This window comes from Pseudoflavonifractor gallinarum, assembly GCF_014982855.1.
Lineage (GTDB): Bacteria > Bacillota > Clostridia > Oscillospirales > Oscillospiraceae > Pseudoflavonifractor_A > Pseudoflavonifractor_A gallinarum.
This window is the reverse complement of the sequence record NZ_JADCKF010000015.1, coordinates 23,409-47,920: the sequence shown is the minus strand read 5'-3', so window position 1 is coordinate 47,920 and position 24,512 is coordinate 23,409. Positions and strand designations below refer to the sequence as shown.

26 protein-coding genes and 1 pseudogene are annotated in these 24,512 nt (G+C 52.4%); 1 reads left to right on the top strand and 26 read right to left on the bottom strand.

The window, feature by feature from the left end:
- The first annotated feature begins 5 nt into the window (after positions 1 to 5).
- A complete protein-coding gene (locus tag INF37_RS14210; RefSeq protein WP_193539017.1) occupies positions 6 to 566 on the top strand; it encodes a flavin reductase family protein in 561 nt (186 codons plus the stop codon).
- Between the two features lie 74 nt (positions 567 to 640).
- Here INF37_RS14210 and INF37_RS14205 read toward each other — a convergent pair whose 3' ends face one another.
- The 26 genes and pseudogenes from INF37_RS14205 to INF37_RS14080 all read right to left on the bottom strand — a co-directional run bounded on the left by INF37_RS14205 (position 641) and on the right by INF37_RS14080 (position 24,510).
- Positions 641 to 1,300 (bottom strand): vWA domain-containing protein, encoded by a 660-nt coding sequence (locus tag INF37_RS14205; protein WP_193539015.1) that lies wholly within the window; start codon positions 1,298 to 1,300, stop codon positions 641 to 643.
- Positions 1,301 to 1,386: 86 nt separating this feature from the next.
- A complete protein-coding gene (locus INF37_RS14200; protein WP_193539013.1) occupies positions 1,387 to 1,737 on the bottom strand; it encodes a DUF2200 domain-containing protein in 351 nt (116 codons plus the stop codon).
- 4 nt (positions 1,738 to 1,741) lie between these two features.
- On the bottom strand, positions 1,742 to 2,740 hold the full coding sequence (locus INF37_RS14195) for an O-acetyl-ADP-ribose deacetylase (protein WP_193539011.1): 999 nt from the start codon (positions 2,738 to 2,740) through the stop codon (positions 1,742 to 1,744).
- 91 nt (positions 2,741 to 2,831) lie between these two features.
- Positions 2,832 to 3,662, bottom strand: a complete 831-nt coding sequence (locus INF37_RS14190; protein WP_193539010.1) for a 4Fe-4S binding protein — start codon at positions 3,660 to 3,662, stop codon at positions 2,832 to 2,834.
- A 440-nt stretch (positions 3,663 to 4,102) separates the two neighbouring features.
- Positions 4,103 to 4,477 (bottom strand): recombinase family protein, encoded by a 375-nt coding sequence (locus INF37_RS14185; protein ID WP_193539008.1) that lies wholly within the window; start codon positions 4,475 to 4,477, stop codon positions 4,103 to 4,105.
- 14 nt (positions 4,478 to 4,491) lie between these two features.
- Positions 4,492 to 5,937 (bottom strand): recombinase family protein, encoded by a 1,446-nt coding sequence (locus INF37_RS14180; RefSeq protein WP_328821088.1) that lies wholly within the window; start codon positions 5,935 to 5,937, stop codon positions 4,492 to 4,494.
- A gap of 18 nt (positions 5,938 to 5,955) precedes the next feature.
- Positions 5,956 to 6,141, bottom strand: a complete 186-nt coding sequence (locus INF37_RS15805; RefSeq protein ID WP_235964362.1) for a recombinase family protein — start codon at positions 6,139 to 6,141, stop codon at positions 5,956 to 5,958.
- Positions 6,142 to 6,465: 324 nt separating this feature from the next.
- A pseudogene (locus INF37_RS14170) lies at positions 6,466 to 6,877 on the bottom strand (sigma-70 family RNA polymerase sigma factor).
- Between the two features lie 475 nt (positions 6,878 to 7,352).
- Positions 7,353 to 8,060 carry an ABC transporter permease gene (locus INF37_RS14165; RefSeq protein WP_193539006.1) on the bottom strand — a complete coding sequence of 236 codons (708 nt, stop codon included), beginning with the start codon at positions 8,058 to 8,060 and terminating at the stop codon, positions 7,353 to 7,355.
- Positions 8,054 to 8,977 (bottom strand): ABC transporter ATP-binding protein, encoded by a 924-nt coding sequence (locus INF37_RS14160; RefSeq protein ID WP_193539004.1) that lies wholly within the window; start codon positions 8,975 to 8,977, stop codon positions 8,054 to 8,056. Before INF37_RS14160 ends, INF37_RS14165 begins: the two co-directional genes overlap by 7 nt.
- A gap of 97 nt (positions 8,978 to 9,074) precedes the next feature.
- A complete protein-coding gene (locus INF37_RS14155) occupies positions 9,075 to 10,016 on the bottom strand; it encodes a sensor histidine kinase (protein WP_193539002.1) in 942 nt (313 codons plus the stop codon).
- On the bottom strand, positions 10,013 to 10,702 hold the full coding sequence (locus INF37_RS14150) for a response regulator transcription factor (protein ID WP_193539001.1): 690 nt from the start codon (positions 10,700 to 10,702) through the stop codon (positions 10,013 to 10,015). The genes INF37_RS14155 and INF37_RS14150 overlap by 4 nt, the downstream gene beginning before the upstream one ends.
- A 280-nt stretch (positions 10,703 to 10,982) precedes the next feature.
- Positions 10,983 to 11,138 (bottom strand): hypothetical protein, encoded by a 156-nt coding sequence (locus INF37_RS14145; RefSeq protein ID WP_193539070.1) that lies wholly within the window; start codon positions 11,136 to 11,138, stop codon positions 10,983 to 10,985.
- Positions 11,139 to 11,192: 54 nt separating this feature from the next.
- Positions 11,193 to 11,774: a site-specific integrase gene (locus INF37_RS15800; RefSeq protein ID WP_235964361.1), complete on the bottom strand. Its 582-nt coding sequence runs from the start codon at positions 11,772 to 11,774 to the stop codon at positions 11,193 to 11,195.
- 164 nt (positions 11,775 to 11,938) lie between these two features.
- Entirely contained in the window at positions 11,939 to 13,168 is a 1,230-nt protein-coding gene (locus INF37_RS14135) for a tyrosine-type recombinase/integrase (RefSeq protein WP_193538999.1), read from the bottom strand.
- A complete protein-coding gene (locus tag INF37_RS14130; protein ID WP_193538997.1) occupies positions 13,126 to 14,319 on the bottom strand; it encodes a tyrosine-type recombinase/integrase in 1,194 nt (397 codons plus the stop codon). Before INF37_RS14130 ends, INF37_RS14135 begins: the two co-directional genes overlap by 43 nt.
- Positions 14,320 to 14,372: 53 nt before the next feature.
- The gene (locus INF37_RS14125; RefSeq protein WP_193538995.1) at positions 14,373 to 14,576 is read right to left on the bottom strand and encodes a hypothetical protein; all 204 of its coding nucleotides are present in this window, start codon (positions 14,574 to 14,576) and stop codon (positions 14,373 to 14,375) included.
- A 5-nt stretch (positions 14,577 to 14,581) separates the two neighbouring features.
- Entirely contained in the window at positions 14,582 to 14,887 is a 306-nt protein-coding gene (locus INF37_RS14120) for a hypothetical protein (protein WP_193538994.1), read from the bottom strand.
- A 240-nt stretch (positions 14,888 to 15,127) separates the two neighbouring features.
- The gene (locus INF37_RS15795; protein ID WP_235964360.1) at positions 15,128 to 15,280 is read right to left on the bottom strand and encodes a hypothetical protein; all 153 of its coding nucleotides are present in this window, start codon (positions 15,278 to 15,280) and stop codon (positions 15,128 to 15,130) included.
- Positions 15,281 to 15,724: 444 nt separating this feature from the next.
- Positions 15,725 to 16,402: a helix-turn-helix domain-containing protein gene (locus INF37_RS14110; RefSeq protein WP_193538992.1), complete on the bottom strand. Its 678-nt coding sequence runs from the start codon at positions 16,400 to 16,402 to the stop codon at positions 15,725 to 15,727.
- On the bottom strand, positions 16,399 to 16,614 hold the full coding sequence (locus tag INF37_RS14105; protein WP_193538990.1) for a helix-turn-helix transcriptional regulator: 216 nt from the start codon (positions 16,612 to 16,614) through the stop codon (positions 16,399 to 16,401). Before INF37_RS14105 ends, INF37_RS14110 begins: the two co-directional genes overlap by 4 nt.
- Before the next feature lie 309 nt (positions 16,615 to 16,923).
- Positions 16,924 to 21,357, bottom strand: a complete 4,434-nt coding sequence (locus INF37_RS14100; protein WP_193538988.1) for a suppressor of fused domain protein — start codon at positions 21,355 to 21,357, stop codon at positions 16,924 to 16,926.
- A 41-nt stretch (positions 21,358 to 21,398) separates the two neighbouring features.
- The gene (locus INF37_RS14095) at positions 21,399 to 21,968 is read right to left on the bottom strand and encodes a hypothetical protein (protein ID WP_193538986.1); all 570 of its coding nucleotides are present in this window, start codon (positions 21,966 to 21,968) and stop codon (positions 21,399 to 21,401) included.
- Between the two features lie 77 nt (positions 21,969 to 22,045).
- Positions 22,046 to 23,050, bottom strand: coding sequence for a hypothetical protein (locus INF37_RS14090; protein WP_193538985.1), 1,005 nt, complete (start codon positions 23,048 to 23,050; stop codon positions 22,046 to 22,048).
- Between the two features lie 41 nt (positions 23,051 to 23,091).
- A complete protein-coding gene (locus INF37_RS14085; RefSeq protein ID WP_193538983.1) occupies positions 23,092 to 23,469 on the bottom strand; it encodes a hypothetical protein in 378 nt (125 codons plus the stop codon).
- 15 nt (positions 23,470 to 23,484) lie between these two features.
- The gene (locus INF37_RS14080; RefSeq protein ID WP_193538982.1) at positions 23,485 to 24,510 is read right to left on the bottom strand and encodes a hypothetical protein; all 1,026 of its coding nucleotides are present in this window, start codon (positions 24,508 to 24,510) and stop codon (positions 23,485 to 23,487) included.
- Positions 24,511 to 24,512: the final 2 nt, after the last annotated feature.

The following is a 24,512-nucleotide window of genomic DNA, read 5'->3' as shown; positions in this document are numbered from 1 at the left end:
TCGCTATGCGCAAGAATTTTGGAGCCAAGCCCTGGACCTATCCCCAGCCGGTCTTTATTCTGGCCACCTACAATGAGGACGGCACCCCCGACGCCATGAACGCGGCCTGGGGCGGCATCAGCGAGGACAAGGAGCTGAGCATGTGCATCAGCGCCGAGCATAAGACCACCGCCAACATCCTGGCCCACAAGGCCTTCACCGTGAGCATGGCCACGGCGGAGCAGACGGTGGCCTGTGACTATGTGGGCATTGAGTCCGGCAACCAGGTGGCGGACAAGGTGGCAAAGGCTGGCTGGCACACCACCAAGTCGGAGTTTGTGGACGCGCCCCTCATCGACGAGTTGCCCATGGCGGTGGAGTGCCGCCTGGTGAGCTACGACCCGGAGAGCTGCCGTCTGGTGGGCGAGATCGTCAACGTGAGTGCCGACGAGTCCGTTTTGGGCGCTGACGGGAAGATCGACCCGGACAAGCTGCGGCCCATCACCTTTGACCCCATCCACAACGCATACCGGGTGCTGGGCGAGAAGGTGGGCAACGCCTTCCGGGACGGTGCCAAGCTGAAATGACCGGCTGATTTGCTCTAAGACAGGAATGAGGGACGGAGGCGTGGCCTCCGTCCCTCATTTATTTTGACCGACGATCACCGCCGCCCCTTCTTCTGCCGCCTGCGGAAGTCCGCCTCGATGATATCCTTCCAGTGCTCGTCCAGGGGCGCGCTACACCGGACGGCGGCAACGGCCTGACCCACCACCTCGTAGTTGAGGCGGGTGCCCTCGCTGTCGCAGTGGTAGTTCACCGCCCGGTCGGGGGCAATGCCCAGGTGGCCCGCCGTTTCCACCGCGTCGATGTTGGCCCCCAGGAAGAGAAATTCCCAGCCGTACTTCTCCTTCTGGCGCTGGATCATCTCTTTGACCCGCTGGGCGGAGTAACGGCGGCTGGCGTTCTCCATGCCGTCGGTGGTGATGACGAACAGGGTGTGCTCCGGCACATCCTCGGGGCGGGCGTACTTGTGGATGTTGCCGATGTGGTGGATGGCCCCGCCGACAGCGTCCAGCAGGGCGGTGCAGCCCCGGACATAGTACGCCTTGTCGGTGATGGGCCGGACCTCGCTCACCTTCACCCGGTCGTGGAGCACCTCGGTCTGATCGTCGAAGAGGACGGTGGAGACAAACGCCTCGCCCGGCTCCTTTTTCTGCTTTTCGATCATGGCGTTGAAGCCGCCGATGGTGTCCCCCTCCAGCCCCTGCATGGAGCCGCTGCGATCCAGGATGAACACCAGTTCCGTCAAGTTCTTCTTCATAACAAATCCCCCTATGCTGTGTTGTTTGGTTTACAAGCACAGTATAGGGGGATTTTGCTTTCGATGGGTCGCCTGGCAGGCGACAACTATTTTCGCAGGATCTTCTCCATGGGTTTGCCCTTAGCCAGTTCGTCCACCAGCTCATCAAGATACCGGATATCCCGCATGAGCGGGTCCTCGATCTCCTCTACCCGGATACCGCAGATCTTGCCGGTGATCAGCGCCCGGTCCGGGTTCATGGCGGGAGCGTTTCGGAAAAAGTCCCCGTAGCTGGTGTCGGACTGCGCCAGTCCGGCCAGCTCCTCCGGCGTGTAGCCGGTGAGCCAGGCGGTGACCTGATCCACCTCGTCCCGGGTGCGGCCCTTTTTCTCCGCCTTGGCTACCAGCAGGGGGTACACCCTGGCAAAAGCCATTTCTGTTATATCCATCCGCGGCATGGCGTTATCCTCCCAGCAGGCTCTGGTCAAAGGCGAACAGAGCCTCGTTGATCTCAAAGATGTTGTAGTTCTGGTGGGCGATGAAATACTCCACGATGATGTCAAACTTACTGGCGTGGGAGAAGGCAAAGCCCGCTTTCTCCAGCATCTCACGAGCCTCGGCCAGCGGCAGCTCCAGCGCTACGGCGAAGGCCATGGCGGTGGGCTTGGAGGGCTTGTAGTGGACATCCGAGCGGATCTTGGAAAACAGCTTGCGGTCGATGTTGGCCTTTTTGTAGCACTGGGCATCGGTCATGCCCCGCTCGTCGATCTTGCGCAGCAGCATCTGGGAAAAGCTCTCGTCCAGCTTGCTGAGGGCCTCGTCCAGGCCGGGAGCCCCCATGGTACAGGGAGCAGGCATCCACTGTGGTTCCTCCACGGGCATGACATCCAGAGCCATCCGGCGGCACTGATTCTCATAGCTGTCGGTGTGGGCCTCCACATAGCGGTCGTCGATGTAGGCGGCGATGTCGGCAAAGAGCTTGCCGCCGATTGTGTAGGCGGCCCGATCGAAGATGACCAGGTACACCGTCATGTCGTGGGAGAGCAGGAATTCCCCGATGGTGTCCACCGCCACCTTCAGCGCCTGGTCTTTGGGGTAGCCGTACACCCCGGAGGAGATCAGCGGGAACGCCACGGTCTCGCACCCATTGGCCAGGGCCAGTTCCAGAGAGGAGCGGTAGGCGGAGACCAGCAGCTCCCGTTCCCCGTGGCCGCCACCCCGCCAAATGGGGCCAACGGTATGGATGACAAACTTCGCCGGCAGGCGGTGACCCTTGGTGATCTTGGCCTGTCCCGTTTTGCAGCCGTTCAGGGTGCGGCACTCGGCCAGCAGCTCCGGCCCGGCGGCCCGGTGGATGGCACCGTCCACACCTCCGCCGCCCAGCAGACTCTCGTTGGCGGCGTTGACGATGGCGTCCACCTTCATGGTGGTGATATCGTTTCGTACAATTTGCAGGGGCATGACGGCACCTCCTCGCGTTCTGGTGTTATAGTACCACAGATGGGCCTGCCTGGCAATCCGGCGGAGTATGAGGCATCCCGATAAAACAGCGTTATAGTCTCAAGGCATTTTGGGGGCATTTTTCTACGCATTTCATGCACAGAATACATTCGGTTGCGTGTTTCTTTCTCCGGGAATTATGGGGCACTTCCACGTTCATCGGACATACTTTCTCACACTTCCCACAGCCAATGCACTTCTCTTTCTCTACACGGATGCGGAAAAGTGAAAAATAGCTTGCCGGCTTCAGGAAAACGGTAATGGGACAGATGTATTTGCAAAACGCCCGGTTGTCTTTGCAGCGGTATGCAAGGACGATCCCGACGGCATAGTAGAAGATATTACCAACGATAAAACTCCACCACATGATATCCTCTTTATGCGGGATCTGGAGTACAAACAGCAGCATGACAAATACGAGCGAAGCGGCAAAAACAAGGTAGCGGATCATGCCCCAGCGCCGGCGGGGGGCAGCAGGTTCCTTGAACGGAAGCAGATCCAGAACCATCGCAGTCCAGCAGGCATAGCCGCACCACCCACGCCCAAAGATCAGCGGGCCAAAAATTTTTGCAACGGCATAATGAATGGTCGCCGCTTCAAACACACCGAGGAAAAGATAGTACCAAAATCCCTCGATCTGCATATTTTCCCGGCAAAGAATCCCCAGATAGACGAGCATATACATGCCGACTGCAAACTGCACCACATTCCGGGCGTATTTTTTCTTCTGCTGATACAAGACCAGGCCAACAGCGATTGCAGTACCGATATAAGAGAAATTGAAAAGATAGAATAGATTGTCCAGTACAAGCCACAATGTCACCGCGATCGTTTCAAAAATGATCCACATAATAAGCGGCGGCAAATATCTCTTAAGCTTCATATTCTCGCCCTGCCTGTTTCATCATTCTTCTGGCTGACCATGGAAATCATCCGGCGGCTTTTCTCGTTCTGGTCTCATCATACCATAGGCGGGCGGCTCTGTCGATTGGAGGCCGCAGGCGAAAGCGGCTATTCTTTGTTTATGCGGCGCATTTTCTGCGCCCTCTATGCGATGGCCTGGCCCTCTATCGCCGCCAGCCCGGACGGCACTTCTTTTAATATACAGAATCCAATCCCACACCCATCCCAAAAGGAGAAAGTTTTGCTTGAAACACGCAGGGCAAAAGAGTGTCAAAGAGGAATTGCCGGAGCGGCGGAAAGGGCCAAAGAGGGCGGCAGAGTGCCGTTTGAAAGTTCCGACACACGTTTGGGAGCAGGATGCCGCAGGTTCGAATCCTGTCACTCGGACCATGCGGAGTGTCCTTATAGGATCTGAGTATCCTACAAAGGACACTCCGCATTTTTTATTGTCAAAATTGGGGCAGCGCCGTTTTCATCGAACAGCAGCCGATCCTGGATGCACAGGAGCTTTACCTTGTGCCGGGTAAGCAGGTCAATGTAGCTTTGGGTCATGCCCCACTCCCGGCCTATCCGGGTCAGGTTATGGACTAACACCACATCCACCTTGCCAGCGACAACGGCCTCGGTCACTTTCTGGAGCGCCGGGCGGTCTAATGTGAGCCCGCTGTCATATTCGTCCGTAGCGCCGATGATGGTATATCCCGCCTGCTTTGCGTAGAGCTGGAGCAGAAACCGCTGGTGTTCCAATGCGAAAGAATCTTCATGGGCGACACGGCAATAGAGAAATGCTCTCATATCCCACACCACCTTTACACCGCCGGGGCGTAGCTTAATGCTACGCCTTTTCTCGTTTCCAGCAGAATATCCCGCTCGGGGATTTTCCGGCGATCCGGCACCTCAAAGGCTCCGATGCAGCTGTAGTGGATCGTCACCCGCTGATTGGTAACACCGTCCTCCTTGACCGCAGGATAAACCTCGATATACTGAATAAGCTCGGCAACCATGCGCTTGGTGATGGCGGTAGCATCGGTGTAGCGCCGCACCGTTTCCAAGAAGGTGTCCACATCCATCCGCTTATCTTCCAGCTTTTTCAGTTCCAGACGAAGCGCCTTGATTTTCTTGGCGTTTTCGCCCTGCTCCTGCTCATACCGCTTGGACATTTTGGCAAACCGGGCATCGTCGATCTTGCCGGACACATTGTCCTCATAGAGCCGCTCAAAGAACATATCCAGTTCCTTGTCCCGAGCCAGCAGCCCGTCCAACTCCCGCTTCTTGCGTACCCGGTCATTTTCCGCCACCTTTGCCGAGCGCCCTACCATCGCCTTGATAAAGTCGTTTTCATACTCATTGGCAAAGCAGGCCAGCCGGTGTATCTCGTAGAGCACCACCTGCTCCAAGAAGTCCAGCCTGATATAATGGGTAGACGAGCATTTGCGGAGCCCGGAATTGTGGTTCTGGCAGCTAAAGAATTTAATATCGTGGTTGCCCTGGTTAAAATGGAAATTCAGATTGCCGCCGCACTCCAGGCATTTCAGATAGCCGGAAAAGACGCTGGGCTCTTGGGTAACGGTGGGGCGCTTGCGCCGTGTCCCGGCTTTTAACGCCTGCACCTTTTCCCAAGTTGGTCGGTCAATGATAGGCTCATGGACATTGAGGAAGATGGCCCGGTTCTCCTCCGGGTTCTCAATCCGACGCTTCATTTTATAGGATTTGGAATAGCTTTTGAAGTTGATCACATCACCGCAGTATTCCTGCGTGGTCAAAATTTTCTTGATTGTGGTGTGTCCCCATTTTGTGGGCTCCACGGTGCTTTTGGAGCCGCCTCTGCTTGTACCCCTGCTGCGCCAGTAGTAGGTCGGGTTGACGATCCCATCTTCACCGAGGGCAGCGGCGGTTTCAGCCAGCCCGTACCCGTCCAGCGCCATGCGGTAGATACGGCGTACCACCTCGGCGGCCCCCGGGTCAACGACCCAAAACCGGGGATCGTCCGGGTTCTTTATGTATCCGTAGGGCGGCGGCGAAAACGGAATCCCAGCGTTACCTTTCATCTTATTGACGATCCGGCGCTTCTTGGAAATGTCCTTGGCGTAGTACTCATTCATAATGTTCTTGAACGGGGTGAAATCGTCCTCACCCTCGTCACTGTCCACGCCATCGGAAACGGCCACCAGCCGCACATCATGGAGCGGGAAAAACTCCTCGGTGAGCTTGCCCACCTCAATATAGTTCCGACCCAGCCGGGAGAGGTCTTTCACGAACACCGCCGAGATGTATCAGGCCTCGATTGCGGCGATCATTTTCTGAAAGCCGGGGCGTTTCATGGTGGTGCCGGTGATACCGTCATCCACAAAAAAGATGGTGTCCGTATAACCTTTGTCCTTGTAGACGGGCGCGACAATGAATTGGATTTTGCCGACTTGATAGGTGTATTCCTCCTTGACGGGTACGGGATCTTCCATGTGGGGCCTCCTTCCAGAGCGATACGAAAACAATGACCGACAGTCCCCCTTTGGGCAAGCAGGGTCGCCAGTTCGGGATCATACTTCATGTCGGTTTCCTCCTTGATAAAAGTTTCGGGAGCGCCACGCTCATTTCCTTGGCCCGTCATAAGACAGCAATACTCAACATGATGCTCCCGATGGGGCGACGACCCGGAGGGGCAAACGGCCAGCTTGTCCAACAGCTCCCCGCTCTATGGCTCGGGGCCACCGCTATTCAGTTGTTGATCGGATGTAACTCCTCTCATATACCAAGGCCAAAAAACATCCCAATGCGGGGGCAACTTACAAAACTTTTTTCAAATATTTTTTCATGCTCTCCAAACCGAGCTTCACGGACTCCCGCACCGAGCTTTCATTGACACCTTCGGCCATAGCCCCCTCCTGATGACTCTTGCCGCGGATCACACAGGCGTCCACTCGGCGGCCCTGCGTTTCGGGCCAGGAATTGAAGATGGCAAAACAGCTCCATGCGTTCCAGCAGCTACTGTGGGGTGGGTTCAGAAACGCAGGCAGAGTATTCAACCCCGTCCTCACACTCGAGAGAATACTGCGCTTTGTTGCGGACGATCCGCCGCTGATAGGCAGCCTCATACAATTTGTTTGCCCGGAGCTCGTCGGCCACTTCTTTGGAAACCTCTATGTATTCGTCGTGGGTGTACCACGGATAAAAGTCTTTCAGATTGATAGTCGTCATTTGTAATTCCTCCGTTCAGATAGTTGGGGTGAATGGCGATCTGAACGAATTGCGGCGGGGATCGGCAGCACGGGCCGTCTTTGTCTACTTCGGGCCAAGTTGTCCCAAAGTGGACAAAACAAAATACGCCTGCATGCCGCAACGACACACAAGTGCACGATGTTTTATTGCTTTTTATAGACTGCTGTATTTCATGTTCAATGCCGAGCCGATCCTGTTGTGATGGCAGGCTTTTTTTGACAGGTTAGGGGGATGGAAAATGAAAAAGGACACGGCGATACCTCCCGGGCACCGCCGTATCCTTAAAGAAGGGCGACTTTAACACTCCCCCGTAACCTCATTTTTCAAAAAGAAAACGGCGGCCTTGATTTCTCAAAACCGCCGCTGTTCTTGCGTGAATATATGCTGCTGTACGACGGTTTTTTTCTTTTGCCGTCGTACTGCAGTGATGTTTTTATTCTTTTGTGCTCCAGTCTCAGGTCAAGTCCTTCTCCTCTGCTTGGAAGATAGACAAAAATGCAAAGATCAAAGAAATAACGGTAAGCACGGCTGAAACAACCACATTATTTGCCATTGTTAAGTCCCCAATATTGGCCTGTGTCAAAAGGATGAGCAGGAAAGATGCTACGATTGTGGCTTTGGCCGATTTCATTTTCATCCCAATAAACAAGGAAATGAAGCTCATGGTAACAATGGTAATAGACTTTACAAGCAGCTGAATGTAGAAGCTCACACTAGTCATATCATAGTCCAACGGGAACGAAGATACCCTAAATTGCGATCCCAGCAGTACGACTCCATAGAGCAATAGCTTGGTCAAAACCAGTGCTGCAAAGTTAAAAATCCAGACAGCCAGCATCTGAGACACCAGAATTTTTTGGCGCTTGATGGGATAAGAGAACATCAAATCCATAGTTTTATTCTGGTATGCGCTCACGATGAAGGTGGACAGCATAACTCCTGTAAATACCAGAGACGACATACTGCTGAACAATTCAATGGGAGCCGATATGGTACTATTACCCGGTGCTGCATCCGGTACACCCGTCTCCGGATCATTTGCAATTCCCAGGTAGCACAGCGCAAACATAAAGATGGAAAGCAGTACGGCGAGAATCACCGCATTTCGGATATACTTTCCAATGTTATTTTTCTGCCATTCCAGACGAATCAATTTCAACATGAGCGATCCACCTCCCCGGTCAGCTTCAAAAAGTAATCTTCCAAAGTCTCGGTATTTCTGCCGATGAACAACACTTCCACATCGTTTAGTGACAGAGCCTTGGAAAGCTGACTTGTGGATGCCTCTGGATCGTAAATGCGGATTGTTCCTCCCTCCACGAGCTTGAAATTGGACAGACCCAGTTTTTCACTCAAAACATAGACAGCTCTTTTTTCATCCAAAACAGTTACTTCGATATAGTTGAGATTGCTCTCCTCAATATCACGCATACTGATTTCTTTCCGCATCCGTCCGTGGTGGATAATCCCAACCGTATCCGCAATACTTTCAATCTCCGAAAGAATGTGGCTGGAAACCATAATGGTTATCCCGTATTCCGTACAGAGTGTTTTCAGCAAATCGCGGATCTGCTTCATTCCTGCCGGATCGAGGCCGTTGGTTGGTTCATCCAAAATGAGAAGCTCTGGCTTGCACATGATGGCCCGTGCAATCCCAAGACGCTCTTTCATGCCCAACGAATAGCGTTTGACTGGTTGGTCGGCGGCGGATGTCAAATCCAGAATCCGCAGCGCCTCCTCCACACTGTTGACATTGTAATAGCCCATGTACTCCCCGTGGAGCCGCAAATTTTCCCGCCCGGTCATGTGGTCGTAAAAGGTGGGAAATTCGATCATGCTACCCATTCGTTTCAGCACCTCATAGGATTTTGGCGTTAAGATCTCTCCAAACAATTCGATCGTGCCGCTGGTGGGTTTCCAAAGGTTGGTCAGCATTTTCATCACAGTAGTTTTACCTGCCCCGTTTGGGCCGAGAAAACCGTATATCTCACCCTTTCGGATGTGAAGGTCAACATCCACAACCAGCTCTTTTTCGTCGATCCGTTTTGTGAGCTGGTTGGTTTGTAGGATATATTGCATTGGGGTGCCTCCTTTCATACTGTGTATTATAGGAAGTCCGTTTTTCAAAACTCTTGAATAATCCTTACAAATTCCTTTCGTAAAAAATGACCTATATTCAATAGGTCATTTTCTTTAATGTGACGGTAAACACCGTTTTTACATTGGGCTGGCTGGTCAAGGTAATGTCACCGCCCAACTGTACCGCCAGATTTTTTGCAATCGTCAGCCCAAGTCCATTTCCCTGCATCCGTGGATTACGGGAATCTTCCATTGTAAAGAGGCGGTCAAAAATCGTGTCGGCAAACTCCTTTGGGATGCCCCGTCCTCTATCAATAATATCAATATATGCGTTTTCCTCGTCAGAACGCAGAACCATTCCCAGATATTTTCCGTCCGCTCCATATCGGATGGCATTGGAAATCAGATTGAACAGGATACGCTGCAAGGCATCCGAATTGCTCATAACAAAAACGGGAGCGTTTGGAATGTTAACTTCAATCTGAAAATCCTGAGTAGTGAGCAATTCATAAAAACTGAGGATGTTTTCGCTGCATATCTCATTCAAATTCAGTTTGGAGCGTTCCAGCTCTGTATCTCCGGCCTCCAGCTTTGCCAAGGTAAAAAATTGAGTAATCAACTCCATAACGCGGTGGGCAGTAGACTCTACCTTCCCCAGCATTTCCTGGCGCGGATCACCGCTTACCCGCATGATCTCCAGATAGCCCAGGATCACGGTCATGGGCGTTTTGATATCATGAGAGATATTGGATAGCATCCGCTTTGAGGCCAGCTCCGAACGCCTATAATCTGCCCTCACCTTTTGACGATCCACCAAAAGCCGGTTGATTTGCGTTGCCAGGGAAATCAAGCTGGGATTATCGGTGAAAACCATCACTTTCTCGTCGCTGTCTGTGTCCAGAATTTCCTCCAGCTTTTGGCTGATCCCATTCAGCTTGGCCTGGGTGCCTGTCCGAAATGCAAACTGCTGATAGACAATCACACAGACTAAGATGGCCACACAGATGGATAGAAAGAAAATAATCGTTGCCTCACTCATGTGGGTTCTCCTAACTTATATCCAATTCCCCAAACTGTAAGTACACACTCCGGGGAACGGGGATTATCTTCGATTTTATTTCGCAGTCGGCTGATATGAACATTTACCGCATTTTCGTCCCCAACATACACATCATTCCAAATGAGAGAATAGATCTGCGCCTTGGTATAGACCCGTTTAGGATTTTGCAGAAGCAGCTTTAGAATATCAAATTCCTTGGCTGTCAGTTCCAGTAAGACGCCGTTTTTCGTCACGGTATGGTTGGATAAGTCCATTTTGAGGGAACGAAAGATAAGCTCCTCCGGCGCCTGAATCGGGGCTGCATATTCTGTTGTCCGGCGGATATTCGCCTTCACCCTCGCCAGAACCTCAACCACGGAAAACGGCTTTGTAATGTAATCATCCGCGCCCAGACCAAGTCCCAAGGTCTTATCCACTTCCGTATCCTTGGCGGAGATAATAATGATCGGAACGGTGCTGCTTTTGCGGATATGCTTCATCACATCCATACCGCTGATTTTGGGTATCATAAGATCCAGCAATACGATGTGGTATGTGTTGGAATCAAACTTTTGACAAGCCTGCTCCCCGTCGTATGCACAGTCCACTTCAAAATTCTCGGCCGTGAGGTAGCCTCCCAGCATCTCACATATCTCCAAGTTGTCCTCAACAAATAGTACTTTCATAACGCCCTCCAAGCAGGGTTTTTCTTTGTATGATCGCTAAGTTGGTGATATTCCTATGGGCTTATTATAGTGACGAAAAAGAGCCAACGCAAGGATGGCACGAAGAAACTGACAATTACATGGTAGCTTTCATTGGAACAGCGTACTACCAGCAAGCAGGGCAAGTGTGGCCACACCTGCTATTTTTTGCAGTCCGAGGGGACCGCAAAAACGCTTGTTGGGGAGCCTCCCCAAACCCGGCGATAAAGCTGTCGAGGGAGGTCTATTCTGTGATAGAGTCCTAGGCGTCGATGATCCGTAGCACCAACTTGTGCTCCGGCTTTGCCAGTGCCTCGATCGACGCTTTATGGTACGCCGTCACTTCTTCCTCCTGCTCGGAAAGTTCCGCTGGGGTATAGAAACAATCATACAGCCCCTTGAGCAGTTCATTTTCCATTATCATCGCCTCCTTGTGACACAAACATATACCACACCTTCCGCAGAATATCCATCAGAATTTCAGGAGGTTATCCAGAATGTCTGCCGCTTGCCGCAATTTCTCCTGAGACGCTTCCGTGGGTTTGTTCTCGTACTTGGCGGCTGGGCATACCAGATAGGGGACATAGTTCTGCCGTATCATTGCGGTCCTGAAGTGGCCCAGCATCTGGGAAGCCTCTTCCGTGTCCATTCCATTTTGCAGAGACAGGACGGCGCAGGTGTGCCGGAGATCTGTGACCCAAATGTGGTCCAGTCCGGCCTCTTTGATGATTTCATTGTGAAGAAATGTTGCCTGACCAAAGGCCACACCACCTGCATAGATTGCGAGGAATATAGCCGCTACGAGATTTTTAAATTGTTTTTCGACCATCCCGGCTACAAATATCCCAAATACAAGCAGGCACTGAAGTTCATCCGCGCCCATGATGACGCTGCCTTCCCGAAAGCGGCAGAACACTGGAAAAATGCATATAGCCAGTACCTTGAGCAAGATCGCTGAAATAGGCAGTAGTGCCCGCTGAACATCCATGGATGTCAGCGGGCGATATTCTTTGTCTCTCCCAGTCCAACCAATAGTTGCCGCAACTTTGCCCACTAAATCTCTTTGAAAATATCCAAATATCCCGCAAACAGTAGTATTTTCGTCCTACATTCAGACTGCAGGCTCATCCTGTGCGCCGCTTGACCACGTGTTTGCCCACAGACAGCGAAAACCGGCCCACCAGGGATAGCATCCCCTGATGGGCCGGTAATTTTGACTCAACTGGCCTCTCGACTCCAGCGTTTTCTGGCCTGGAAGGTGGTCATGGTGCGCTCTGGCTGGGTAATAGTTGTATCCTCCTGCACCTCTGCCTTTGCGATGCCCTGGTCGATCTTCACCGCTGCCCTTTGGCGCATCTCGTCGGTGACATGGGAGTAGGTGTTTAGGGTGGTTGCGCTGGATACATGGCCCAGGATGGTGGACAGCGTCTTGATATCCATCTCGCGGGCCAGGGCGTTGGTTGCGAAAGTGTGGCGCAGATCGTGAAAGCGAACTTGCTCACATCCCGCATGTTTCAGCAGTGTGTGAAGCCGCCGGCTGACTGCCGAGGGGATAATCGGCAGATCGTCCTTCTTGGGCGAGGGGAATAACCATCGGGAGTTCATTCTGGTCTTGTATTCTGCCAGTACCTTCCTGACAGATGGGGGCAGGATCAGAGTGCGGACAGCCGCCTTGGTTTTCGGCTCACTGATTACCAATTTCGAACCAACGAGGTTTACCTGTTTGTTAATCCTCAATTCCCCGGAGACCAGATCCACATCATCCCACTGGAGAGCCATCAGTTCTCCCAGTCGCAGACCAGTGGCAAATTCCAGAAGGAAAAGTTCGTAGTAATTCTCTTCCTTGGCCTGAATCAGCACCTTCTGCATATCCTCTCGGGAGAGGACTTTCATTTCCTTTGGCCTGCTTGGAGGCAGTTTGCAGCCCTTTGCTGGGTTGCGGACAATCAACTTTTCTGCCACCGCTTTTTTCAATACCCGATCACATAGGCTGTAACAGTTTATCACCTGACTGTCCGAGAGTCCGCTATCTCCGTTTTTCTGATCCAGACGGGCCTCTGTCATCATCCAGGTACACATCTGTTGGATATCACTGGTGGTCACTTTGTTCAGGGGAATGCTGCCCAACCTGGGGTGAAGGTATAAACGGATATACCCTTCGTAGGTCCTCTGAGTAGCGGGCCGGGCATTGGGTTTGCAATAGGTTTCATACCAATAATCCAGCCACTCTCCAAATGCCATATCTGCCTTGAGTTTTACAGGTGTGTTCGGGGTGATGGTACTCTTCAGCGCCTTTAATTTCTCTATGCACTCGCCTTTGGTCTTGGCCAACACATTCTTCGTCTTGGGGAGGCCATTCTCATCATACCCAATGACGATCCGTCCCTCCCAGCGGCCATCCTTTCTCAGCCGGACGGTGCCTTCGCCGTTTTTCCGCTTTCTTCCCATGGCTTCAACTCCTCTCCGAAGATGTCAATGAGAAATTCTTCTACGATCTCAGCTGCCCGTTTTTGCATATCTCCTGTGGTGTGAGTGTATGTGTCCAGTGTGAACGCGGCCCGTGTGTGTCCCAGGATGCCGGACAGAGTTTTGACATCCACTCCTGATGTCAGGGCATGAGTAGCGAAAGTATGCCTGAGATCATGAAAGCGAAGATCAGGAAGCCCTGCCTCTTTCAGAAGGATCTTCATCCGTTCATAGGCGGCACTCGGGCGGGTTGGCTGCTCCGGCTTCCATGGATGGGGGAAGATCCATTCTGTCAGAGCAGTCTTTTTCCTTTCTCGGAGTAGATCTGCGGTACTGGGTGACAGATGGATGGTACGGGTTCCCGCAGCAGTCTTGGTATCCCAGGCGGTCAGCTTGCCGCCCTTTTCCTCATGGATTGTGCGGCGGACTTTCAGTGTACTGTGGGCCTCGTCAAAGTCTTCCCATTTTAGCCCGCAGATTTCACCACGGCGCAGGCCTGTAGTCAGTTCCGCGTAGAAGAAATCACACCAGACACTGTCCCTCTGAATGGTTTCCATGAATTTTTCCAGTTGTTCATCTGTCAGCACCTTTTTGCTTTTGTAGTTGAATTTGGGTGCGTCAATATCCTCTGTAGGATTTCGTGGAATGAGGCTGGCCTGCTGTGCGGCATCCATTGCCTCATGGAACATTGCGTGAATCCCACGGACAGTACCGCTGGCCAGCCCCTCTCCCGTGTTTCGGTTTCCCTGTCGAACCAGCGTATCATACAATTTTTGAATATCTTTTCCGGTTATCTGAGAGATTGGTTTGTCTCCCATATAGGGGACAATGTGATTACGCACTGTGCCTTCATATCGACTCAAGGTTGAGGGACGGATAGTAGGAGCTATATTCTTTAACCATTGTTCCAGCCACTGTCCCAGTGTCATCCGGCTCTCCTCAGTCAACTCGACACCTTGATACGCCTCGATGCTCTGCCGAAGCTTTGCCGTCAGTTCCTTTTGGGTATCAGCGTAGATGTAGCGGAAGATGGGATCACCGTTTTCCTTGTGACCCACCACGATGCGCCCTTCCCAGCGTCCATCTTTCCGCTTGCGGACCATGCCATCACCTGACGGTCGTCTTTTTGCCATGCCATTTCACCCCCAAGGCCTTATTTTTGTTTTGCGGCGCAACTTTTGCGTTCTTACCCCACAGGTGGAAACTTGTGAGGCTCAGCCACCCGCTGGTAGAGCACGGCGCCGCAGCGTCGGCAGATCAGATACCGTAGCCGGTTGTCAAGCAGGCCATGCCTTTTGAAAGTGACCAGCGTCTCGCCATGCTGCCAGCTAAGGCCAATGTCCTCGCAACCACAGTACTGGCACCGCTGGACCGGAAGTCGATTCATCATCTTATTCAATCCTCCTGTTCTATCCCGTGGCATACACGCTTTGTTTCCTCCTCATCGAAGGAGTACAGGCCGTCTGCCTCCAGTTCCTTGCTCAGTCCCCAGGCCAGTTTGAACCCGGCTGTGAAGCTGGCCAGTGAGGTCTCCTCCCGCAGCAGGTTTTGGGTGTCCACCAGATGCATGAGCCTGCGCCGCTGAAGCTTGTCCAGGCAGTCCCGCACCTCCTGCCGAGTGTTCTCAATATCTTCTTCTAACTCACTGAAGTCCGGCTCCCGGTAGAACCGCTGGTGCAGGGCTCTCATGTAGTCGTTCATGGTGCGTCGCCTCCTTTTCAGCAACACACAATACCGAAATACAGAGAGAATAGCCAGGGCTTTTGACCACAATTATCAGATTGTTATCAATTTTTCCGGACTATTTCTACGCGGCCCTTATCATTGTTAACACTGTGCTATTTTTGCTTACCATCCGCCCATGGTCATGCCGTCTATAGTCTGCTCTTCCTCATAGTCATCTAGCTTGTGGCCCATAGCAATCTTCTTTTCCTGGATCTTTCACTCAGCGTCTTCCTCCCAGGCCTCGCGCACATGCTGCTCCAACGAGATACAGCCATTGGTTTTCCGCACATTTCGAACGCTCTCCGCCCGCCGCTGGCGCAGATCCTCGCCGTTGAACTGGCATTCGTTGACGAGGACATAGGCCACCATTTTCTGCTCTACCGCCTGCCAAAAGGCGGTGATGCTCCGGCTCCCATCCTCCTGTTACCGGCGCTCCAGAATGGCCTTTTTCTCCGGCGACAGGTAGAGGGGGAATTTCTTTTTTTGCTCATAACGGCTCCTTTCCAAGGTTTGACCCCTGTTTTTTTCTTGTGGGAGTAAGCATTGGGGAATAACGACCGCAGGATTTCATTTTCTCTCTGATTTTGACCCCATTTCCAACGCCCACGGAAGCTCTTGAAACTGCCCGCACTGCGGGCAGTTGTGACCGGCAAAAGGCGTCGCGGACGACGCCTTGCCTTTATCCTGCTTTTTCTTTCGTCCCCGCTTTTTCTTTCGTCCCCGGGAGCACCTCTGAAAGCGGGCCAAATCCGCTCTAAAAGCCCCTGGTGGAGCAGGGACTATGCCCTGCCCCAAAGGAGGGCACACAGCCCCTCACAGTGGGACACACGGGGCGTTCTCCGCGTTCCATCCCAAGCGTTTCTGCGTCTGATCCCGTTTCTGCTGTTCCTCCAGTCGAAGCATCTGCTGCTGGTAGCAATGATCCATCGCCATTTGAATAGGCAGAATGGTGTACTGGTTGTTGCCGTTCCACTTCATGCCGTGGTCATCAATATAGTTGGTGTTCTCAACAGCGATAAGCCGCTGATCCTCCAGCTTTGTGATGTGCTTCATTACCGTGGCCGCTGAGAGATGTACTGCCGCGGCAATCGTGCGGCAGCTGGGATGGCACTGATGAGTTCTGCGATTTTCGCAATAGAGCAGGTAGGCGTAGACCGTCATCGCTCCGTGACCGATGTTCAAGAAAAACAACTCATTGGGCAGAGAGAAAAAGTTCTTGCCGTTGCTTTTAAGTATCGGAACCATGTGCTGATCCAGTAGACCGCGACGGTTGAGTTCGGCAATCTGCTTCACAGCCATGTCTTTGCTCATGTGCAGTTGGGATGCGATTTCATCCGCACTGGGTGAGGCATTTTTGTTGCAGTGGACATGTAGATAGCAGAGATAGGCGAGGATGGCAAATCCCTGCGGCTTTAGTTCACACTTCCAGATATCATTTGGAAGTGTGAAGCGACTTCGCTTCGGATTACGCTGATTGGAAAGCAAATTCATTTGTGCACACCTCCCTCTGTATGATTCACCACCCATTGGATGAACTGCTCCTTGGGTACCACCATGCGGTTGCCGACACGCAGCACCGGAAAGTCCGGTTCGTGCATGAGCTCGTAAGCGCTGGATGGTGACACACCCAGTACCTTTGCCACCAGTTCCGAATTAAGAAACAGCGGCAGTTCGTTGTAGCTTTTGTAATTGGATTCTTTCATGTTGACCATCTCCTTCTCGAAACTCTCTCTACTTCTTTAGCCGAGAACATTTGCATGTGACATAGATTTGGCATAATGTTTGGATGGTGTCCGAGTTACCTCTCTACTTGTATTGGGGGAATCATATCCTATTGACATACATTTGACAGAAAAACGGAGCATCTGCTTTGCCGCAGGCGCTCCGTTTGAGGTTCCGGTAATTCACTTTTATCTTGGCCTTGGCAGTTGGCATGTTCTTTCTGCCTTATTTCGCTTCGCCAGATGCTGGGCAAAGGCAGAGAAGAACTCCTTTGTACACACAGGCTCCCATTAATCCCACCAGAAGTACCAAACAGTGGACTGCCGCAACACATCGGCCAGAGCGCCCGCGGTGGCTTCCTCCGGACCCTGGTCGATCACATCGGGGCAGAAGCCGTACTGCTCCACTGCTGCATCCATGGCCTTCTCCTGGGAAACAGGAGTCGGGAGCAGGAACTCCAGTTCATCGTGGGTCATAACTGCGGGCACCGCGCCATATTGCTCAAACCAGTATTTCGCCACTGCCATCAGCGACTGCGTGTCAGGACATTCATTCCAGTCGCCAAAGGGCAGATAGGCAAAGATCTCCCAAGGATTCTTCACTGGGATTTTAGCCAGAATGAGAGGATAAGTCATTTTGCTATCGGAATTCCAGTAGCTTGAAAAACGACGGTTATCATATCCGCCCACCATCTCGCCCAGGATATCCTCATCCCAGTCCATATCGTCATCCTCGGCTTCTTCTTTGCGCTGCCCTATCATTTCCTCCAGAACCATCTTTCCATCCTTGAGAAAAGTGGCAAGCATCTTTTCGCGATATTCTGCTACCTTGTCCGGATCAAAGGCATAATCGTCCTCGCCATCGCTGTCCGGGTCGGAATTCATAATCAGGCATTCCCACAAGATTTCGTCATCCGCCTTAATCAGAACCGGCACAAAGCCCTCTTTGACACTTTCTCGTTTGGCATAGTTATATGCCGACATGATGGGATCATCGTCCGCCATCGCGGGGAAATAGGTACATTCACAGTTCAGATATTTCATCATGGCCTTCGCAAGCTCCGAAGGCTCCAGAGTATCGTGATCGAAATCCTGTCCCTGCCAGTTGGCAAAGCGTTTATCAATCACTTTTGCCATAGCCTGATAATACTCCTCATCAAAGGGAATGAACAGATAGGCTTCCTCCTGGAACTTGTCGGAGTAATATTGCTCCGAGCCGAAATATGCCAAGGCATAGTTGTCAATGTCGCTGGGGAAGTAAGGGCTGTCCGCCTCCCCATAGTAGTAGGAAGCAAAGGCCGCGCCCTCCTTGTTGAACAGTGCCCCAAAAAGCTGCCCGTTCAGCTGGTCCCGGATAAAGCCACGCAGATCGGCGCGGCTCAAATCCGCCATAAACGGCTGCACCTGCTCCCAGTAGCGCTCCATAAATTCCACGCTCATCAGGTCATGCTCCATGCACCAGCGCAGATAGATTGCCATGTGGTTGTAGGCATTGATCTCATCCACCGGCAGGCCCTTTTCCCGAATGGATTCCAGGTGCCAGACGGCATCGTCCATATCGCCGGTGAAATCCTCCTCCGCAAGCGTTCCTCTGGTAATGGCATTCCGGCGAGTGGGATTGACCACAAAGCTGATACCTGCCATCTTTTCCAGCAGAGCGTCCGCATCATGCTCCAGTTTATACTTCAATTCGTTCCGATAGAGAGGAATTATCTGATAGAAGTTGACCTCCTCGCCGCTGGGCAAAGTGCAGACCTCGCCTCCGTTCCAGACAACATCCTGCGGGCCCACCAGAAGTGCGCCGCAGAGCGTCGTGTTCTCCGCAAACGGCGACTGCTTGTCCATCGTGTGACCAAAGCCCAGCCAGGTATCACCGGAAATCGGCAGGCGGGCCAACACCTTCAAGAGGCCAATAGGCCAGTACCACCGCTCATCCTTCAGGGATTCCTCATCCAGTTTCCAGTCCGGCGGCAGAGCGATGGCCAGCTCCGCCTGCTCCAGCTTGTATTCCGCCAGCTCCTCCGGTACATTCATCCGGTGGGCGCCCATGCCCATGGTCACCAGCGTGTAGTAGTCCCGCGCCTCAGAGGGTGGAACAACGCAGATGTCCACATGAATGTCGGGGGAAACCAGCTCATGGAACACATTCTCAAACTCGCCAAAGGTGTTTTTGATGTGCTGCTCGATTGCGGACATCTCATCTTCTGTATAAACCTCCGGGCCCCTGCTATCCGTCGAGGACCAGATGGCATCTGCCTTTGTGCCGTCTGGATTCAGGAAAATCTGAAAATATTGATCCTCTCCAGGCTGTTGATAGACAAGACCAATGTGGCGGGTCTGGTCCACAAACACACCTGTTAGAATGCCCTCTGGTTCTCCTTCAGGGTTGTGGGTCAGCCATTCCCCGCTGTCCAGCCGTTCCTTGAGCTGCCGTAGCCATTCCGTTCCCATCTTGGAGAGTCCGGCTTCGTTCATACGGAAGGAAAGCTCCACGAGGTGTTCCTTCACCGGGTATCGGAATTCACAGCAGGGGGCATTTTTCTCATAGCCATACCGCTCCGGGCAGAACAGCTCATAAAATTCGGCAAGTCCCGCTTCGTCTACTCGAATACAGGCCAGGGCGCGCTGTTTATCATCCACATCCTCACCCAGCCCCTGCTGGAGCAGTTGGTCGGCATTGGGGTTGATCCAATGGTACTCCATCTGTTCCAGGGTTGCTCCGGCTTTAATCTCCTCCTGCAAGGTCAAGAACTCATAATCGCCCGGCTCCAGTTTTAATCCCTGCTCGACGGCAACCAGCGCGCCGGCTTGATCGCCAAAATGCGCCCGCAGCTTGCCCACCTGCAACCAGATCCAGGGGTAGTCCGGTTCCTCCTGAGCGCCCTTTTCCGCGTAGCTGCGCGCTTCTTCCAGTCTGCCGCAGTACATCAGCGCCACGGAATAGCGGTAGTACCAGGTAGCGCAGCCTGCGGCGTTTTTCTCGGAATCCTTCATCCACTCCGCTGCCCGGTAATAATGGATATAGTCATCCAGATTGTTGCAGGCAAAGGAATACCAGAGGGCGATCTGCAAATCCTGATGGGCCTGCTTTTCGCTGAATCTTCCTTCTTCTACGCCGCTTTTGATAAAATCCTCCAGCCAGCGGAGCATTTTCCCAAAGTAGCCGGAAACGCCTTCATCAAAGGATTCCAGCGTTTTGATATCCTCTGCCGAGAGCAGGGAGCCGGTTTCCTCATGAATATCAGGCTCCGGTTCGTTCTCATCCAGCAGCGGCACACCGCCCACATCCCGCCGGAATGCGTGGAAGTGGGCATAGGGCAAGCCGCTTCCTTCAAAAAACGCCTGTGCCGCAGTCAGTACAGCGGGCAAATCCCAGGCAATGAAATCCAGGTACCCGCAATACAAGCCAGTGGCCCCGCCCAGGAAGGTCACCGCTTCCGCTCCCGCATCCCGCAGGATGGCATCCCGCAGGTCATCCCGGAAGTCCAGAATGGCGTTGCTCCGCTCCTCGCCGGTAAAGCCTTCTAATGGGTAGCAGAGGAACCCCACCGCAATGCCGTCCTTGTGGTATTCGTCCACCGCATCACTGCGGGCAGACATGTAGTCGTTGATGATTACCGGGAGACGGCAGGTGCCGGTATAGACATCCAGTCGCCAGTCGGCCTCCGGGTCTTCTACCGGTTCCAGTTCATAGGCAAGGTAGCTGTTTTCCAGGTAGTCACTGCCGTCCCGCCAGAGGGAGAGTCCCATGCTTTGCAGCAGTTCCGGCAGCTGGGAGAGGAGCATAGCCGGTTCCTCTTTCGGCTGAGCATAAACATCAAACCCGGCAACAAAAGCGATAGCGGAAACTTCTCCAATGGTTTGGTCCACCAGCATAGAGAGCGCCCACCAGACCTTGTCTGTGTCCTCTTTTAAGATTGGCGTCAGCTTTTCACAGCAAAGGATCAGGCTCAATCGCTGATCCTCTGTTTTCTCCGCCCACACTTGCACATCCTCGGCCCGAATTTCCATGTCTCCGGCCCGAAGCATAAAGTCCTTGGAAGGCTGGCGTCCCACCCAGATATTCCAATGCTCAAGTACCGATTCCGGGGCCTGCTTCTGGAAGTACACGAGCGGAAACAGGCGGGAGCGAAGACCCTCTGGACTGAGGATCAATTCATACTTTTCGCCATTGAAGCCCAGCTCAAAGGAAGTATCACGCAGGGCCGTTTTGAGTGCATTCCCGCATTTTTCAATCAGTTCTTCGCCGCGCTGGTGCGTTTCGTCCGTATCCATGATTTGACGCAGCGACCCCTCGATCTGAGTAAAGGCTGCCCACGCTTCCCGCGTCCTTTCCCGAAAGTTCTTTTCAAACCGGGGCAGGGACAAACGACGGCGGCAATCGTCTATGTACTCCTGGGTATCTTTATCTCCAGGGCGGGCTTCCAGTGCCCTTTCAAAGTGACGCAGGGCAGGGCCTTCCTCATCCAGAAAATAATAAGCGGAAGCAATCCGATAATTCCAGCAGTGATCGTCCGCAAAATACTCCTCGTGGGGAGCCAGAAGTTCCAACGCCTTTTCAAAAGGCTCCCGTTCTCCTATATCTGCAACAGCAATATATGCCTTAGCTAATTCGCTGTCCAGTTCCGGGGTGCGCTCCTCGGCAGGGATGGCTTCCAGGGTGTCGATTACCTTCTGCGCTTCATCCTGTTCAAACCATTGCTGGCATTGTTTCAATAAATCCATATCATGATCTCCTTTTCCATCTTCGGTATGGATAGGTTTCTCTAATAAGCAGAGCTTGTAATTTCAAAGCTAAAATTCATATCTGAATTTATGGTGGCTTCTTCATTTGTGGCTGGTTGTATCACAAACTCAAATGTAGGTTCATAGTCCCCGTCCTGCAAGGTTTCTCCACCCAAAATCTCGATATGATACCAGCCATTTGCAAGCTCAATCATCGGCTTCTTATGCACTCTATAGTAAGAAATCAGATCATTCACCTTTTCAGGCGTAAACTGTTCCAATATTGGCCATGTAAAAAGCATCAGCATATTATGATCTACTTTGAGGGAATAGCCACTTTTTCTAAGCTGCAATCGGTTTCTTTCTTTACGCAGCTCCGGTCTATCACCAGAGAGATTGAACAATATGGTATAGGGATAGTTTTCAATACCGGTCATTGGGATTACAATTCCTTCGGAAAATACCCTGTCGCCGCTTTCGTTTGTGGTAAACTCCATCGCTAAATCATCTGAAAGATGATTTGCCTGCTTCCAGTTCTCCAGCAACAAAATGTCACCAAGGAGAAAATAATTAACAAGATCGTTTAATACTTCCGTAAACCTATATATCATCCATTATGCCTCCCTTACAATCCTATCCGCTGCCAGCCGTTCAGCCGCTCCTGCACCGCGTCAATCGTCTGGTAATATCACCTCTCATCTCCGGGCGATACCATTCTCCACCCGGATGTCTGCACCCGGATAACAGGACGGAAAAAGTCATAGTCATTGTGAATCTCGTTATCTTCCCGAACCTCCGGTTTACAGTGAGGTGAACAGGGTAAATATCCAAGCAAAGGACCCATGCCACCGCAGATATTACAGCCGCCGTCGCCGCCGCAGGTGGTCAATGTTTTCCCATCTACCAGCTCCCGCTTATAGGGGTCGTAGGCAATAGACAGGCCAAAGAAGTTGGGCTGTTCCATGTCGTATGGCTTGCCCCGATCTTCCTCGCTTTCAAAGTGGTGCAGATGCATGGAGTAGTCCAGTCCATCCCCCCATGGAAACAGGGTACGGCATCCGCCTCCGCACAGATAGGCCCACTCATCCGGCGTGGGAAGGCTGGCTACCAGCTCCCACAACAGGGACCGCTGAAACTCCGGGTAGGTCATTGGATGGCACAGCGACGCCTGCCAGCTATCCCCATTGCGTTCAAAGCGGACAGTTTCGTGTATCTCAAAACTCTGGCTGTTCTGGCCCGCCCACTTCTGCAAGTTTTCCAGCCAGTCGGGGGGGGCGATGATGCGTGGATCGTTCATGGGTACGCTTTCCCAGCCGATCTCCTCCAGTTTTCTGCCTACGAACATGGGGCCGGTGGTCACCCGGCGTACTGGGGTCATGCCCTGCCGGAGAAATTCCTCCACAGAGCCCTCATATTCGATTTCCGCAAACATATCCGTCAGTTCCTCTTGGTTGGCCTTGTCCATCCCGTGGACAAAGCCCTCCCAGCCAAGCGTTACGGTATCGCCCGGGACAAAGACAAACTCCCGTCCGCCTTTTTCAAACAGGCCGGTGGTGCAGCTTTGTCCCCAGCGGGAAAAGGCGTATAGTTCCTTAAATGTCAAATGATAACGAGCGGCCAGCCCCTGCATCAGCCAGAGCTTATCGGACAGTTTCAAGGTGTCAAATTGTGGGCGAAATAGTTTTTCGTTCATAGCCATTCCCTCTTTCTGATTCAGAGCGATCCTGTCTCAAGTTAAAAAAGCAGTTCACCGAAAAACAGCCTGAGAGTCACGGCAGATAATGATTCAAGCTGTGGCTTGCTGAGAGGGGTGTAGTGAAGGACGATTTCTCCATACAACTCCGTGTTGATGCGGTGTTCTTCCAGATACCGCAGAACCTTTCGGTTGTTCCGCACGATATTTAGACGAAACCTGGTATTATCAAGGGCATATTCAAAACAGTCCGGGTCAATCAACTGACCATTGGCTGGATCATTCATTTCCAAGCGGAGTGCTTCCGTGCCGGTCTTGCGGGAGAGTGTAAAGTAACCATCCTCCAGTTCAAAGAACAGGCAGGACAGCCCGTCATCATTGTCCAGCTCCCAAGCTATTCTTTTTACAAATAATTCCATTAGTTTACCTCATAACTACTCCAAGGTCATTTCACAAAGAACCAGCTTGTTTTTCTCATCGCTGAGAAATGCCCGGTTTCCCCATACATCCAGCACATGGAAGGAAGCGTATCCACGGGGCATGGCAAGGTCGATCAGCACCAAATCTGAAAGGCGCAGCACCTTTTGTTTACCCTTCCAGTCATCATTCTTAAAAATGGGAGACAGGATCAGGCAAGTCCTGTCACCGGAGAATTTTCCGCGCATCCCGTGTTTTCCGGGCAGGCGGCTTAAATTATCTTTGCCCCACAGTTTCTTTTTGAATAGTCCGTTTTCCTCCAGTTCCAGATACCAATAGTAGCCCATGAGAGAAAGACCTGCCGGATTGATAGTGCTGCTTTCCAAAAAGGCATAAAACTGTCCATTCTGTTCCAGTATGGAGCCAATCATAGGATAGTTGTAGTGAAAGTCTGCCTGGGCAAAATTGCCGCCAGCTCGCTCTACCGCCGCCAAATGGGTCTGTCGGGTTCCTGCTTTGCTGTATACGCAAGAGCCGCTTTCTGCCCAGTGTGCAGTCATGGTTTCAAAGTCTACCGTCAGGCTGGTAAAACTGTTGGTCGCATCAGCGGAGTTGTCCACTCGGCACACAATAGGGAAAACGCCCTGGCTTCCGGTGACTGCCACCGGCTTGGGAATACCCTGGGCACACCAGTTATCCATGGAGATCGGAATCCACTCTCCATCCATCTGCGGCATCCACCAAAGGGATTTACTGGCCGGGCAAACCAATAGTATTCCTCTGTCGCATGAGAGCAAGACAGGAACTTCCCAAACATCTTGCTGCTCTTTCCGCTCTGGGCTGGGAATCCACCTGGAAACTTCGCCTTTGACCCACAAAACGCCGCTGCACTTTTGCGAGAGATGATAGGTCCAAAACACAATTTCATCCTCACCGCGGGCTACCATACCCTTGCATCCAGTCGGGCTGTATTTGAAGGAAGTTCCCGTCAGTTCAAATTCCTCGAACTCCCAGTTCTTTATCACGTTTAGTTTCGCTTTCATAC